The organism is Streptomyces sp. NPDC018964, from assembly GCF_044390325.1.
In the GTDB taxonomy this organism is placed as follows: domain Bacteria; phylum Actinomycetota; class Actinomycetes; order Streptomycetales; family Streptomycetaceae; genus Streptomyces.
Map to the genome: position 1 here is coordinate 248,025 of NZ_JBIRYZ010000011.1, position 13,570 is coordinate 261,594.

The 13,570-nt window shown below is 70.9% G+C and carries 12 protein-coding genes; 7 read left to right on the forward strand and 5 right to left on the reverse strand.

What is annotated here, in order from left to right; translation table 11 throughout:
- Positions 1–285 precede the first annotated feature (285 nt).
- Positions 286–1,164 carry a 3-methyl-2-oxobutanoate hydroxymethyltransferase gene (gene panB / locus ACH5AO_RS21165; protein ID WP_398926808.1) on the reverse strand — a complete coding sequence of 293 codons (879 nt, stop codon included), beginning with the start codon at positions 1,162–1,164 and terminating at the stop codon, positions 286–288.
- 190 nt (positions 1,165–1,354) lie between these two features.
- Here panB and ACH5AO_RS21170 point away from each other — a divergent pair, with 190 nt between their 5' ends.
- The 3 genes from ACH5AO_RS21170 (at position 1,355) to ACH5AO_RS21180 (ending at position 4,881) form a co-directional block, all read left to right on the forward strand.
- Positions 1,355–2,944: a DHA2 family efflux MFS transporter permease subunit gene (locus tag ACH5AO_RS21170; protein WP_398926810.1), complete on the forward strand. Its 1,590-nt coding sequence runs from the start codon at positions 1,355–1,357 to the stop codon at positions 2,942–2,944.
- Between the two features lie 76 nt (positions 2,945–3,020).
- Positions 3,021–3,641, forward strand: a complete 621-nt coding sequence (locus tag ACH5AO_RS21175; protein WP_398926812.1) for a TetR/AcrR family transcriptional regulator — start codon at positions 3,021–3,023, stop codon at positions 3,639–3,641.
- 184 nt (positions 3,642–3,825) lie between these two features.
- Positions 3,826–4,881, forward strand: coding sequence for an endonuclease/exonuclease/phosphatase family protein (locus tag ACH5AO_RS21180; protein WP_398926814.1), 1,056 nt, complete (start codon positions 3,826–3,828; stop codon positions 4,879–4,881).
- Between the two features lie 434 nt (positions 4,882–5,315).
- Here ACH5AO_RS21180 and ACH5AO_RS21185 read toward each other — a convergent pair whose 3' ends face one another.
- The 3 genes from ACH5AO_RS21185 to ACH5AO_RS21195 are packed head-to-tail and all read right to left on the reverse strand — an operon-like array spanning position 5,316 to position 8,423.
- Positions 5,316–7,082 carry an NAD+ synthase gene (locus ACH5AO_RS21185; protein ID WP_398926816.1) on the reverse strand — a complete coding sequence of 589 codons (1,767 nt, stop codon included), beginning with the start codon at positions 7,080–7,082 and terminating at the stop codon, positions 5,316–5,318.
- A gap of 49 nt (positions 7,083–7,131) precedes the next feature.
- Positions 7,132–7,758, reverse strand: coding sequence for a DUF305 domain-containing protein (locus ACH5AO_RS21190; protein ID WP_398926818.1), 627 nt, complete (start codon positions 7,756–7,758; stop codon positions 7,132–7,134).
- Positions 7,755–8,423 carry a DUF3105 domain-containing protein gene (locus ACH5AO_RS21195; protein WP_398926820.1) on the reverse strand — a complete coding sequence of 223 codons (669 nt, stop codon included), beginning with the start codon at positions 8,421–8,423 and terminating at the stop codon, positions 7,755–7,757. Before ACH5AO_RS21195 ends, ACH5AO_RS21190 begins: the two co-directional genes overlap by 4 nt.
- Before the next feature lie 222 nt (positions 8,424–8,645).
- On the opposite strand from ACH5AO_RS21195, the gene ACH5AO_RS21200 reads away from it, so the two are divergent.
- Together ACH5AO_RS21200 and ACH5AO_RS21205 are read left to right on the forward strand one after the other, a co-directional pair.
- On the forward strand, positions 8,646–9,089 hold the full coding sequence (locus tag ACH5AO_RS21200) for an RrF2 family transcriptional regulator (protein ID WP_398926822.1): 444 nt from the start codon (positions 8,646–8,648) through the stop codon (positions 9,087–9,089).
- Between the two features lie 260 nt (positions 9,090–9,349).
- Positions 9,350–10,711, forward strand: coding sequence for a glutamine synthetase family protein (locus tag ACH5AO_RS21205; protein WP_398926824.1), 1,362 nt, complete (start codon positions 9,350–9,352; stop codon positions 10,709–10,711).
- Between the two features lie 39 nt (positions 10,712–10,750).
- Here the strand turns inward: ACH5AO_RS21205 and ACH5AO_RS21210 are convergent, their stop codons facing one another.
- Positions 10,751–11,308 (reverse strand): DinB family protein, encoded by a 558-nt coding sequence (locus ACH5AO_RS21210; protein WP_398926826.1) that lies wholly within the window; start codon positions 11,306–11,308, stop codon positions 10,751–10,753.
- A gap of 295 nt (positions 11,309–11,603) precedes the next feature.
- Between ACH5AO_RS21210 and ACH5AO_RS21215 the strand changes: the two genes are divergently transcribed.
- Complete coding sequence (locus tag ACH5AO_RS21215) at positions 11,604–13,133, forward strand: polysaccharide lyase family 1 protein (RefSeq protein WP_398926828.1); 1,530 nt, start codon at positions 11,604–11,606, stop codon at positions 13,131–13,133.
- A gap of 254 nt (positions 13,134–13,387) precedes the next feature.
- Entirely contained in the window at positions 13,388–13,555 is a 168-nt protein-coding gene (locus ACH5AO_RS21220; protein WP_158801176.1) for a hypothetical protein, read from the forward strand.
- The last annotated feature ends 15 nt before the right edge of the window (positions 13,556–13,570 follow it).

The window sequence follows — 13,570 nt, forward strand, 5'->3', positions numbered from 1 at the left end:
CCGACTCTGCCGCCCCCCACCGACAAACCCCCGACATCCCACCGACAGCCCCGCGATCCGCGGGCAGCCGTGCCTCCCCCAGTGCCTCAAGGGCCTGGGAGGTACCCCCAGGGCGATGGGGGTACCTCCCGCTCGAGCGGAGCCGAGAGTGGGGGAGGCACCCCGCAAACGCCGGGCTGCGCGAACACCCCCCGCCCAGCCCGAACATGCGCCGGCCCCGCCGACGGGGGAAGATCGACGGGGCCGGCCGGTGGTGCGACAGTGGCTCAGCGACAGCGCGAACGCTCAGTGCACGGAATGTGCTTCCTCCGGAAACGTCCCGCCGACCACATCCTCGGCGAACGCCTTCACCGCCCCGCTCATGACCTCACGCAGATCCGCGTACCGCTTGACGAACTTGGGCACACGCCCGCCCGTCAGCCCCAGCATGTCGGTCCACACCAGCACCTGCGCGTCCGTCTCCGGCCCGGCCCCGATCCCGACGGTCGGGATGTGCAGCGTCCGCGTCACCTCGGCCGCCAGCTCCGCCGGCACCAGCTCCAGCACCACCGCGAACGCCCCCGCGTCCTGCACGGCCTTGGCGTCCCGCAGCAGCTGCTGCGCCGCCTCCTCGCCCCGCCCCTGCACGCGGTAGCCCATCGCGTTCACCGACTGCGGCGTCAGCCCGATGTGGGCCATCACCGGGATCCCGGACTCCACCAGCAGCTCGATCTGCCGGTGCGACCGCTCGCCGCCCTCCAGCTTCACCGCGCCGACACCGGCCTCCTTCACCAGCCGGGTCGCCGAGCGCAGCGCCTGCACCGGACCCTCCTGGTAGGAGCCGAAGGGCAGGTCGCCCACGATCAGGGCGCGCGAGGTGCCCCGGACGACCGCCGCCGACAGCATGGTCATCTCGTCGAGGGTGACGGGCACGGTGGTCTCGTACCCGAGGTGGCAGTTGCCGGCCGAGTCGCCGACGAGCATCACCGGGATGCCGGCCTCGTCGAACACGGACGCGGTCATCGCGTCGTACGCGGTGAGCATGGGCCACTTCTCGCCGCGCTCCTTGGCGGCGGCGATGTCACGGACCGTGATACGGCGCGTGCCCTTGCCCCCGTACAGCGTCGCTCCGCCGGAGGGGGAACCGGACGTCGTCCCGGTCTGGGCAGCCGAGAGCTGCGTCATTGAACCGTCTCCCAACACGTCATCTCGAGGCGCCCTGACGGCGTCCCCGGACCACGTCCATGGTGGCACCTCGCCCGGACGAGGGCCAGAGGTCTCCCTGTGAGTTCCGCCGTGCGATATTCCGGTGAGAACCGGTCGAAACGCTTCGATACGAGACGGTCCCGTATCGAAAATGGCTAATCTGGACCGTATGACTTCTCCCCCCACCCCTGTCCGCCGGGTTCCGGAGGCCGTGCACCGGCGTCGATGGGCGATCCTCGGCGTGCTGATGCTGAGCCTGCTGATCGTCGTGCTCGACAACTCGATCCTGAACGTCGCCATCAAGACGATCTCCACCCCCGCCCCCACCGGCCTGGGCGCCACCCAGAGCGAGCTGGAGTGGGCGATCAACGCCTACACGCTCGTCTTCGCCGGCCTGCTCTTCAGCGCGGGGCTGCTGGGCGACCGGCTCGGCCGCAAGAAGATGCTGATCGGCGGCCTCGTCGCGTTCGGCACCGGCTCGGCGCTCGCCGCGTTCTCCGGCTCACCGGCCGAGCTGATCGGCTTCCGCGCGGTGATGGGGCTGGGTGCCGCACTTGTCATGCCGGCCACCCTCGCGGTCCTGATGAACGTGTTCGAACGCGACGAACAGCCCAAGGCCATCGGCGTCTGGACGGGCGGCGTGGGCCTGGCCATCGCCATCGGCCCGATCACCGGCGGCATCCTCCTGGACCACTTCTGGTGGGGCTCGGTCTTCCTCGTCAACGTGCCCATCGTGGTCCTCGCCGTCACCCTGATGCTGTGGCTGGTCCCCGACTCCCGCGACCCGAACCCGGGCCGGATCGACCCCGTCGGCGTCGTCCTGTCCGTGGCCGGACTGGTCCTGCTGGTCTACGGCATCATCAAGGGCGGCCAGCTCGCCGACTTCACCGACGTCACGGTGGTGTCGACGATCGGCGCAGGCCTCGCCGTACTCGCCGCGTTCGTGGCGTTCGAGAAGCGCAGCGACCACCCGTCCGTCGACGTCACCCACTTCAGGAACAAGGTGTTCTCCGCCGCGATCGCCTCGGTCGCGCTGGTCTTCTTCGCGCTGATGGGCGTGACGTTCTTCGCGGTGTTCTACCTCCAGAGCGTGCGCGGCCACTCGCCGCTGGAGACCGGGCTGCTGATGCTGCCGCTGGCCGCCACACAGATGATCTTCGCGCCCCAGGCCCGCCTCCTGGTGGACCGCTTCGGCGACAAGGCCACCACGGCCACCGGCCTGGTGGTGCTCGCGGGGACACTGGCCGCGTTCGCGACCCTGGACGCGGACACGCCGATCTGGACGCTGGAAGTCGTCTTCTTCCTCATGGGCACCGGCATGGCGTACGTCATGACCCCGGTCAGCGTCGTCATCATGCAGGCCCTGCCGCGCGAGAAGGCCGGCTCCGCCTCCGCCCTGAGCAACACCTTCCGCCAGGTCGGCGGCGCCCTCGGCATCGCCGTACTCGGCTCGGTGCTCTCCACCGCCTACCGCGACGGCATCGAGGACGACCTCGGCCCGCTGCCGCCCGGCACACGGCACGCCGCCGGCGAGTCCATCGAGGCCACCCTGGCCGTGGCGGACCGGCTGGGCGCGCGCGGCGAGGCCCTGGCCGACGCGGCCGACGACGCGTTCCTGCACGCGATGCACACCACGGCGCTGTGGGGAGCGGGCATCACGGTGCTGTGCGCGATCGTCGCCGTGGTGTTCCTGCCCGGCCGCACGCCGACGCCCGAAGAGGGCGAGAGGAAGCGGGAACCGGCCACGGCGGCGGACTGAGAACCCCCGGGCGGTGGACCGTTCCCCACCACCCACGGGGGAGAACCGTCCCAGCCCACCGAAAGGACCCGACGACGTGAGCCCGGCCGGCACCCACCCCCGGCAGGACGGCCCCGCACGGGGACGTCCCCGCAGCGCGGCGGTCGAACGCGCCGTCATCGAGGGGGTGATGGAACTCCTGGAGGACGGCGTGCCCCTCGCCGAACTCTCCATCGAGCGCATCGCCCGCACCGCCGGCGTCGGCAAGGCCACCATCTACCGCCGCTGGAGCGGCAAGGAACAGCTCCTCGTCGACGTCATGCGCGCCGCCGAGCCCCCGGACCCCCAACTCCCCGGCACATCCCTCCGCGACGACCTCGTGGTCCTGCTGGAGTCCCTGCGCCGACGGGGCCTGGCGGGCCGCACCTCGGCGATCCTGTACAACGTGCGCGCCCAGATGAAGAGCAGCCCCGGCCTCTGGGCCGCCTACCACGACACCGTCATCGTGCCGCGCCGCAGACTCGGCCTGGAGGCGCTGCGCCGGGGCCGGGATACCGGCGAACTGCGCGCCGACGTCGACATGGAACTCCTCAACGACATCGTCGTGGGCCCCCTCCTCGTCCGCACCGTCCTGCGCCCCGACGCCGACCTCCCGGACGACCTCGCCGAGCAGGTGGTCGACATCCTCCTCGAGGGCCTGCGCCCCGTCAGCGGCTGACCGCGAGGTGCGCGTTTCGTCACAGAGGGCGCTTTCACCACCCCCGTCCGGAACTCCTCCCGCGTCCCCGCGCGTCCTCGCCCCCGTACGGCCGTCGCGGGGCGGCAGGAACGGAACCGATCATCCCCTAGGGTCTTTACGGACACGGGGTGACGGCGTGCACGGCAGGTTGTGAGGCGACGGTATGGCGCAGCAGGCGTACATGACGGAGACGGACAACGGCGGTTCGGGGTCCGGGCCGAAGCCGACCCGGTTCCGGCGCCTGCGCGAACGCCTCACCAGAGGCTGGCGCGGCGACCGCCGCATCTGGCGCCGCGGCCTCGTCCTGGCCGCCTGCGCGATCCTGCTGGCGCTGGTCCTGCTGGCCCACACCCGCATCCCGAACGCGATCGGCAACCTGGGCAGCCTGGTGGACACCTTCCTGCCCTGGCTGGGGCTGCTGATCCCCGTGCTGCTCGTCCTCGGCCTGATCCGCAGGTCGGCGACGGCGCTGATCGCGACGGTCCTGCCGGTGGCCGTCTGGCTGAACCTCTTCGGCGGCCTGCTCACCGACAAGACCGACACCGGCGGCGGCGACCTCACGGTGGCCACGCACAACGTCAACGCCGACAACCCGGACCCCTCCGCCACCGCCCGCGACGTGGCCGCCTCGGGCGCGGACGTGCTGGCCCTCGAGGAACTGAAGGCCTCGGCGGTCCCGACGTACGAGCGGGCCCTGAAGGCGACGTACGAGTACCACGAGGTGGTCGGCACCGTCGGCCTGTGGAGCAAGTACCCCCTGAGCGACGTGAAGGCGGTCGACATCCGCCTCGGCTGGAAGCGCGCGATGCGCGCCACGGTGGACGCGCCGGCCGGTCGGGTGGCCGTCTACGTCGCCCATCTCCCCTCCGTCCGGGTGAAGCTGGAGGCCGGCTTCACGGCCCGCCAGCGGGACAAGAGCGCCGACGCGCTGGGCGAGGCCATCGCCGACGAGCCGCTGGCGAACATCGTCCTGCTCGGCGACCTGAACGGCACGATGAACGACCGAGCGCTGAACGCCGTCACCTCCCAGATGCGCTCCACGCAGGGCGCCGTGGGCAGCGGCTTCGGCTTCAGCTGGCCGGCGTCGTTCCCGATGGCGCGGATCGACCAGATCCTGGTCAAGGGCGCCGAACCGGAGAGCTCCTGGACCCTCCCGGCCACGGCGAGCGACCACCTGCCCATCGCGGCCCGCGTGCGGGTCACCCCACAGGACGACTGAGAACCACAGCTCAGCCGCCCTCCCCTCACCCGCACGCCATTCGACGGACATACCGGGCCCACGAGACTTCGCTCCGCGCGGGTGCCCGGCGCTGCCGGGGCCGGTGTTCTGCGGGTGCTCCGCGTCGGTGTGGGCCGGGGGGTGTTCGCGCGGCCCGGCGCTTGCGGGGTGCCTCCCCCATCTCGGCTCCGCTCGAGCGGGAGGTACCCCCACCGCCCACCCTCCCCCACCCTCGGCTGCGCTCGGGCGGGGGGACCCCCATCGCCCTGGGGGTACCTCCCAGGCCCTTAAGGCACTGGGGGAGGCACGACTGCCCGCGGGAACGGCGGCATGCGCCACGCCCGCCCCACCGAAGCCGCACAGGCGCCGCAGGCACAAGACCCGCACCCCCGCCGGACGGAACCCCGCTGCCGCAGGCACTCCACCGACGCGCGTCAGACGCGCACTCCTTCGCGCCAGCCGTTCGTGATCGGCAGCCGCCGATCCTTCCCGAAGCCCTTCGGGGAGATCTTCGTCCCCGGCGGGTACTGCCGCCGCTTGTACTCCGCCCGGTCCACCATCCGCAGCGTCTTCGTCACCAGCTCCGCGTCGAACCCGGCCGCGACGATCTCGTCCGCCCCCCGGTCCTGGTCCACGTACAGCGCCAGGATCGCGTCCAGCACCGGATAGTCCGGCAGCGAGTCCGTGTCCACCTGCCCCGGCCGCAGCTCCGCGCTCGGCGGCTTCGTGATCGAGTTCTCCGGGATCGGCGGCGTCTGCCCCCGCTCCGCCGCCGCCCGGTTGCGCCACTCGGCCAACCGGAACACCGACGTCTTGTACACGTCCTTGATCGGCCCGTACGCCCCCACGGAGTCCCCGTACAGCGTCGAGTACCCCACCGCCAGCTCCGACTTGTTCCCCGGCGCCAGCACGATGTGCCCCTCCTGGTTGGAGATCGCCATCAGCAGCGTCCCCCGCAGCCGCGACTGCAGGTTCTCCTCCGCCAGCCCCGTCAGCCCCAACGCCCCCATGTACGCGTCGAACATCGGCTCGATCGGAACCGTCCGGTAGTTCAGCCCCGTCCGCCGCGCCAGCTCCGCCGCGTCGTCCTTCGAGTGCTCGGACGAGTACTTCGACGGCATCGACACGCCGTACACGTTCTCCGCGCCCACCGCGTCGCACGCGATCGCGGCGACCAGCGCCGAGTCGATCCCCCCGGACAACCCGATCAGCACCGACCGGAACCCGTTCTTCGCGACGTACGCCCGCAGCCCGACCACCAGCGCGGAGTACACCTCCTCGTCGTCGTCGAGCCGCTCGGCGTACCCCCCGGACGACGAGGCGTCGTACGCGGGCACGGGCGCCTCCGACAGCACGACCCGGTCGATCCGCAGCCCGTCGTCGACGACCCCCGTCGGCGCGTCGGCCGCCGCCTCCGCCGCCGGGAGCTCGAGGTCGACCACGACGCAGGCCTCGGCGAACTGCGGCGCGCGCGTCACGACCTCGCCGTCACGGTCCACCACGATCGAGTCCCCGTCGAAGACCAGCTCGTCCTGCCCGCCCATCATCGCGAGGTACGCGGTCGTGCACCCGGCCTCCTGTGCCCGCTTGCGCACCAGCTCCAGCCGGGTGTCGTCCTTGTCCCGCTCGTACGGCGAGGCGTTGATCGACAGCAGCAGTCCGGCCCGCGCGGACCGCGCCGCCGGCACCCGCCCCCCGTCCTGCCACAGGTCCTCGCAGATGGCGAGGGCGACGTCGACCCCGCGCACCCGCACCACCGGCATGGTGTCGCCGGGCACGAAGTACCGGAACTCGTCGAAGACGCCGTAGTTCGGCAGGTGGTGCTTGGCGTAGCTCAGCACCACCTCACCCCCGTACAGCACGGCGCCCGCGTTCTGCGGCGCACCGGCCGGCTGCCCGTACTTCGGCTGGGCGGCGGCGCTGCGGTCGAGGTACCCGACGACCACCGGAAGGTCCCCGAACCCCTCCTCGGCGAGCCGCGCGGCCAGTGCGCGCAGCGCAGCCCGCGAGGCCTCCACGAAGGACGACCGCAGGGCGAGGTCCTCGACGGGGTACCCGGTCAGCGCCATCTCGGGGAACGCCACGAGGTGCGCTCCCTGCTCGGCGGAGTGCCGGGTCCAGCGGACGATCGTGTCGGCGTTGCCGGCGAGGTCGCCGACGCTCGAGTCGATCTGATTCAGGGCGAGACGTAGTTGAGGCACGGGCCCAGTGTAATCGTCAAAGCGACGCGATGTCCCGGAGCCCCGTCCGCTACGGCCGGGCCGCCGCCCCCCGCTCCTCCAGCATCCCCGCCATCAGCGCGATCTCGGACTCCTGCCCCTCCACCATCGTCCGGGCGAGCCGCTTCTCGGCCCCCACCTCGCACGCCCGGACGCACGCCTGGGCCATGTGCACCCCGCCCTTGTGGTGGTCCGTCATGAGTTGCAGGTAGAAGACCTCCGCCCGCTCCCCGCCGAGCGACCCCAGCCGCTTCATCTCGCTGTCGGTCGCCATCCCCGGCATCAGCGCCCCGTCCTCGCCGGAGGCCGTGTCCCCCATCCCCATCCAGGTCATGGGCGGATCCGCGGACACCTTGGGCAGCTCCCACAGGTCGAGCCAGCCCAGCAGCATGCCCCGCTGGTTGGCCTGCGTCTGGGCGATGTCGTAGGCGAGCCGCCGGACCTCCTCGTCGTCCGTGCGGTCCCGCACGATGTACGACATCTCGACGGCCTGCTGGTGGTGCACGGCCATGTCCCGGGCGAACCCGGCGTCCGCGGACCTCGCGGACGGGACCGTGGGGTCCGCGGAGCCCTCGTCCCCGGCCACCGCGTAGGTGATCGCCCCGGCCGCGACCAGTGCCAGGGCCGCGGCCCCCGCGATCAGTCCCGCCTGCCTCACTCGGACAGCCCGTTGGTGCAGGCGGCCCCCGGCTCGGGTGTCTGCTTCCCCTGGACGAACTTCTCGAAGAACGCGTCCACGTTCGGATCCTCCGCCCCGGTCACCGTCCGCTGGTGTCCCCAGGCGGACAGCATGATCGGGTCCTTCTGGCCGTCCACCGGGCTCATCAGCGTGTACGGCGTCTTCTTCACCTTCGCCGCGAGCGCCTCGACGTCCGCCTCGTCGGCCGAGGAGTTGTACGTCACCCACACGGCGCCGTGCTCCAGCGAGTGCACGGCGTTGGTGTTGTCGATCTCGTCGGTGTAGACGTCCCCGTCGCAGTTCATCCACACCGGGTTGTGGTCACCGCCGACCGGGGGCGAGACGGGGTAGTCGACGGACTTGGTCACGTGGGTGCGCCCCAGTTCGCCCTTCCACTTCCGCACGCCGTCGGCATCCGTGACGAACGTACCCGAGCCCTTCGAGTCGGCGGCCGTGCTGCCGCCGCCGTCGTCGTCCGACTGGGACTGGACGAGCACCACACTGCCGGCGACGAGTCCGGCGACGACCACCACGGCGGCGGCGATGACGAGGAGCCGGTTGCGGCGCTCGCGGGCCTTCTCGGCGCGCCGCATCTCCTCTATCCGCGCCGAACGTGACGCGCTGCTCTTCTTGGCGGAGCCCATGGGAGTGCCCTTCGGGAGAGGAAGAGTGTGACGAACGGATCAACTGATCGTAATGGGGAGGGCGGGGCGAACCGTAGGGGACGCGGGAATCCGGCCCGGACCGTCGTGGGTGGGGCGCGGCAGCAGGCCGGCACGGTCATCGAGGACCTGCGCACCCCCTCCGCACGCGTTCTTCACGCCGAATATTTGAATCCCGAATGCGCATTACATACGCTGCGTGGTATGCGGCTCCTCCGCTCCACCGACCTGGCCCTCCGGGTCCTCATGCGCCTCGCCGTGGCCGGCGACTCCAACCCGACGACGCGCGACGTCTCGGAAGCCATGGACGTGCCCTACACCCACGCCGCGAAGGTCGTCGCCGAGCTCCAGCGCATGGGCCTGCTCACGGCCCGTCGCGGCAGGGGAGGCGGCCTCGCGCTCACGGAGGAGGGCCGCACCGCCTCGGTGGGCGCCCTGGTCCGGGCCTTCGAGGGCGAGGGAGACGTCGTCGACTGCGAGGGCACCGCCACCTCGTCCCCCTGTCCGCTGAGCTCGGCCTGCCGGCTGCGCGGCGCCCTGCGCCGGGCCCAGGAGGCGTTCTTCGCCTCGCTGGACCCGGTCACGGTGGCGGACATCGTCACGTCCCCCACGGGCCCCCTCCTGCTGGGTATCTCCCCGAGGCCGTGAGCCCGCCGGGCTCACGGCCCGCCGGCCGTGAGCCGTCGGTCGCGAGCCGCCCGTTACGGATGCCGGCCCGAACGGGCAAGATGGGCCCCGGAGCGGTACACCTGTCGTGTGCGAGGCGTTCAGGCCGCGGCAAGCCGGCCGATCGAGGTCGGCAACGCGTATGAAACGCTGGTGTGGTGGGATGCTCGGGACGCCCGGCCGCCCCCCGGGGCCGTGGGAACGGACAGGCGGCCCGACCGGCAAGGATGGGGAAGCGGAAGATGGACAAGCAACAGGAGTTTGTGCTCCGGACGTTGGAGGAGCGCGACATCCGGTTCGTGCGCCTGTGGTTCACCGACGTGCTGGGCTTCCTCAAGTCGGTGGCCGTCGCCCCCGCCGAGCTCGAACAGGCATTCGATGAGGGGATCGGCTTCGACGGCTCCGCCATCGAGGGCTTCGCCCGGGTGTACGAGTCCGACATGATCGCCAAGCCGGACCCGTCGACGTTCCAGATCCTCCCCTGGCGCGCCGAGGCCCCCGGCACGGCCCGTATGTTCTGCGACATCCTCATGCCGGACGGCTCCCCGTCCTTCGCGGACCCGCGCTACGTCCTCAAGCGCGCGCTCGCCCGCACCTCCGACCTGGGCTTCACCTTCTACACCCACCCGGAGATCGAGTTCTTCCTGCTGAAGGACAAGCCGCTGGACGGCAGCCGCCCGACGCCCGCGGACAACTCCGGCTACTTCGACCACACCCCGCAGAACGTCGGCATGGACTTCCGCCGCCAGGCGATCACCATGCTGGAGTCGATGGGCATCTCGGTGGAGTTCTCCCACCACGAGGGCGCCCCCGGCCAGCAGGAGATCGACCTGCGGTACGCGGACGCGCTCTCCACGGCCGACAACGTCATGACGTTCCGCCTGGTCATGAAGCAGGTGGCCCTGGAGCAGGGCGTCCAGGCGACCTTCATGCCGAAGCCGTTCTCCGAATACCCCGGCTCCGGCATGCACACCCACCTGTCCCTCTTCGAGGGCGACCGCAACGCGTTCTACGAGTCCGGCGCGGAGTACCAGCTCTCCAAGGTCGGCCGCTCCTTCATCGCGGGCCTGCTGCGGCACGCGGCGGAGGTGTCCGCGGTCACCAACCAGTGGGTCAACTCCTACAAGCGCATCTGGGGCGGCACGGAGCGCACGGCCGGCGCCGGCGGCGAGGCCCCGTCGTACATCTGCTGGGGCCACAACAACCGCTCGGCGCTGGTCCGCGTGCCCATGTACAAGCCCGGCAAGACCGGCTCGGCGCGCGTGGAGGTCCGCTCCATCGACTCCGGCGCCAACCCGTACCTGACCTACGCCGTCCTGCTGGCCGCCGGCCTGAAGGGCATCGAGGAGGGCTACGAGCTCCCGCCGGGCGCCGAGGACGACGTGTGGGCCCTGTCCGACGCGGAACGCCGCGCGCTGGGCATCGAGCCGCTGCCGCAGAACCTGGGCGAGGCCCTGACCCTGATGGAGCGCAGCGACCTGGTCGCCGAGACCCTCGGCGAGCACGTCTTCGACTTCTTCCTGCGCAACAAGCGCCAGGAGTGGGAGGAGTACCGCTCCGAGGTCACGGCCTTCGAGCTGCGCAAGAACCTGCCGGTGCTGTAGGCGCGGTTCGGAGCGGATCTCTCGCCTGCGTCCCGGCGGTCAGCCCATGCTCTTCGCGCCGTCCAGGGACTCACGGACGATGTCGGCGTGGCCGGCGTGCTGGGCGGTCTCGGCGATGATGTGCAGCAGCGTCCTGCGGGCCGACCACGTCGCGCCGGGCTCGAACCACGGGGCCTTCGGCAGCGGCCACGCGGCCTCCAGGTCGGGCAGGCCGGCGACCAGGTCGTCGGTCCGGCGGGCCACGTCGGCGTACTCGGCCAGCACGCCGGCCAGTGTCTCGCCGGGCAGCATCCGGAACTCGTCGGCCCGCCGGGCCCAGTCCTCCTCGGTCATGGCCGTGAAGTCCCCCATCGCCGAGGGGCCGTTCAGGATGAAGTCCGCCCAGTTCCGCTCGACCGAGGTGACGTGCTTGATCAGACCGCCCAGGCAGAGCTCGCCGGCGGTGGTCCGCAGCCCGGCCTGCTCGTCCGTGAGGTCACGGGTGGTGAAGCGCAGGAAGTGCCGGTGCTTGGCCAGTGTCTCCAGCAGGTCGGCGCGCTCACCGGTGACGGCCGGGGCTCCGGCCGGTTCCTGGGTGGCCGGTTCGTTCACAGTCATGATCTCCGCCTTCCGGGTGCTTCCGTCGGTCGGGGACCACGCTAGGAGCCATTGAGGTCAGGTCTTGTCCTAGAAGGCGCGGAGACGGCGGACCGCACTGAATCGGAAGGCTTCGTTCCGTAACTGCGCGGAACCTTGCCAGTCCCTCGGGCGTGCCCCTACTGTCGACGACGGATCAGAAGAAAGCGCTTTCCCGCCGATGGGTCCGGCCCACCCCTGCCCTCCCTCATCGGTCCAACTGTCATGCCCATGACATTCATCCGGTGCGATTCGGAGTACGAAAGGCGAGACGAGAATGAGACGATCAGCCGCCGTACGACTCTCCGCTCTCCTGGCCACGGGCGCCCTCGCGGCGGCGACCGGCATGGCCCTGTCCACCTCCACGGCGTCCGCCGCCACCGGCGGCGTCACCGGTTACGCGACCCAGAACGGCGGGACCACCGGCGGCGCGGGCGGCCAGACGGTCCGCGCCACCACCGGCACCGCGATCCACCAGGCCCTGTGCAACCGGGCCAGCAGCTCGACCCCGATCACCATCCAGGTCGAGGGCACCATCAACCACGGCAACACCGCCAAGGTGTCCGGCGACAGCTGCAACACCGCCGCCGGTGTCATCGAGCTCAAGCAGATCAGCAACGTCACGATCGTCGGTGTCGGCAACGGCGCCGTCTTCGACCAACTGGGCATCCACATCCGGGAGTCCAGCAACATCATCATCCAGAACGTGACGATCCGGAACGTCAAGAAGTCGGGCTCGCCCACGTCGAACGGCGGGGACGCCATCGGCATGGAAAGCGGTGTCCGCAACGTCTGGGTCGACCACACCACCCTGGAGGCGTCCGGCGGTGAGTCGGAGGGCTACGACGGCCTCTTCGACATGAAGGACAACACCCAGTACGTGACACTGTCCTACAGCATCCTGCGCAACTCCGGCCGAGGCGGCCTCATCGGCTCCAGCGAGAGCGACACATCGAACGGCTACGTCACGTTCCACCACAACCTGTACGAGAACATCGACTCCCGTACGCCCCTGCTGCGCGGCGGCATCTCGCACATCTACAACAACCACTACAGGAACCTGAACGAGTCCGGCATCAACTCCCGTGCCGGAGCCCGCGCGAAGGTGGACAACAACTACTTCGAGGACTCCAAGGACGTCCTCGGCACCTTCTACACCGACCAGGCCGGCTACTGGCAGGTCAGCGGCAACATCTTCGACAACGTGACCTGGTCCGAGCGGGAGGGCGACCACAACCCCGCCGGCCCGAACCCGACGTCGAACACCTCGGTCGGCATCCCGTACGCGTACACCCTCGACGCGGCCACCTGCGTGCCGAGCGTGGTGAGCCAGACGGCGGGCGCCAACAAGGGCCTGAAGGTCTCGGACGGCAGCTGCACCCCGCAGAGCCCGGACCCGACCGACCCCGACCCGACGGACCCGGACCCGACGGACCCGCCCACCGGCACCAACCTCAGCATCGGCGCGGGCGCCGACGGCTCCTCCAAGGCCTCCGGGACGAGCTACGGCAACGTCGTCGACGGCAGCACGAGCACGTACTGGTCGCCGTCCGGCTCGACCGGCTCCGTCTCGGTCAAGTGGGGCTCGGCCACCACGGTCTCCAAGATCAACATTCGTGAGGCGTCGGGCTCGGGCACCATCGGCTCCTACCGCGTCATCAACCACGACACGGGCGCCGTCCTGGCCTCCGGCAGCGGAACGGGCGTCATCGGCTTCTCCGCCACCTCCCTGAAAAAGATCACCTTCGAGATCACCAGCGCCTCGGGCACCCCGAGGATCGCCGAATTCGAGACGTACGCGAGCTGACACATGCCGGGGGCCGCCCTCGCGGTGGCCCCCGGGCCTCTCGGTCGGCGTGACGCGTCACGAAACGGGCCCACGTCGCCGCCGTGAGGGTGGGACGGGGGCGCCGGGAGTCCTGGGGCCCTGGACACGGACGGAGCCGGGAGACGGGGCGAACGGGCTCCGGAACACGCCGACCGGTGACGTTCGCAGGCGTCCGATGTCAGTGGCGTGCCCTACATTGCGGTGGACCGAGCGAGCGGGAACGAGGAGAAGCCATGGCCGGGATCACGATAGAGATCGCACCCCCGGACGATCCCCACTGGGACAAGGCCTGGCCGGTCGCACTGGCGACGGGGGAGTACCTGTCGAAGGTGCTGGGGGTGCCGGTGACCGTGAGCGACAACTGCGGGAGCGCGCACGACTTCCAGCCGGAGAGCGGCTGACGGACCGGACGGCCG

What these genes read in the sequence shown, in the direction of transcription:
- ACH5AO_RS21210 (WP_398926826.1), bottom strand. Translation starts at nt 11,308, where the DNA reads ATGACTGTGAACGAACCGGCCACCCAGGAACCGGCCGGAGCCCCGGCC.
- ACH5AO_RS21215 (WP_398926828.1), top strand. Translation starts at nt 11,604, where the DNA reads ATGAGACGATCAGCCGCCGTACGACTCTCCGCTCTCCTGGCCACGGGC.
- ACH5AO_RS21200 (WP_398926822.1), top strand. Translation starts at nt 8,646, where the DNA reads ATGCGGCTCCTCCGCTCCACCGACCTGGCCCTCCGGGTCCTCATGCGC.
- ACH5AO_RS21205 (WP_398926824.1), top strand. Translation starts at nt 9,350, where the DNA reads ATGGACAAGCAACAGGAGTTTGTGCTCCGGACGTTGGAGGAGCGCGAC.
- ACH5AO_RS21170 (WP_398926810.1), top strand. Translation starts at nt 1,355, where the DNA reads ATGACTTCTCCCCCCACCCCTGTCCGCCGGGTTCCGGAGGCCGTGCAC.
- ACH5AO_RS21195 (WP_398926820.1), bottom strand. Translation starts at nt 8,423, where the DNA reads ATGGGCTCCGCCAAGAAGAGCAGCGCGTCACGTTCGGCGCGGATAGAG.
- ACH5AO_RS21220 (WP_158801176.1), top strand. Translation starts at nt 13,388, where the DNA reads ATGGCCGGGATCACGATAGAGATCGCACCCCCGGACGATCCCCACTGG.
- panB (WP_398926808.1), bottom strand. Translation starts at nt 1,164, where the DNA reads ATGACGCAGCTCTCGGCTGCCCAGACCGGGACGACGTCCGGTTCCCCC.
- ACH5AO_RS21180 (WP_398926814.1), top strand. Translation starts at nt 3,826, where the DNA reads ATGGCGCAGCAGGCGTACATGACGGAGACGGACAACGGCGGTTCGGGG.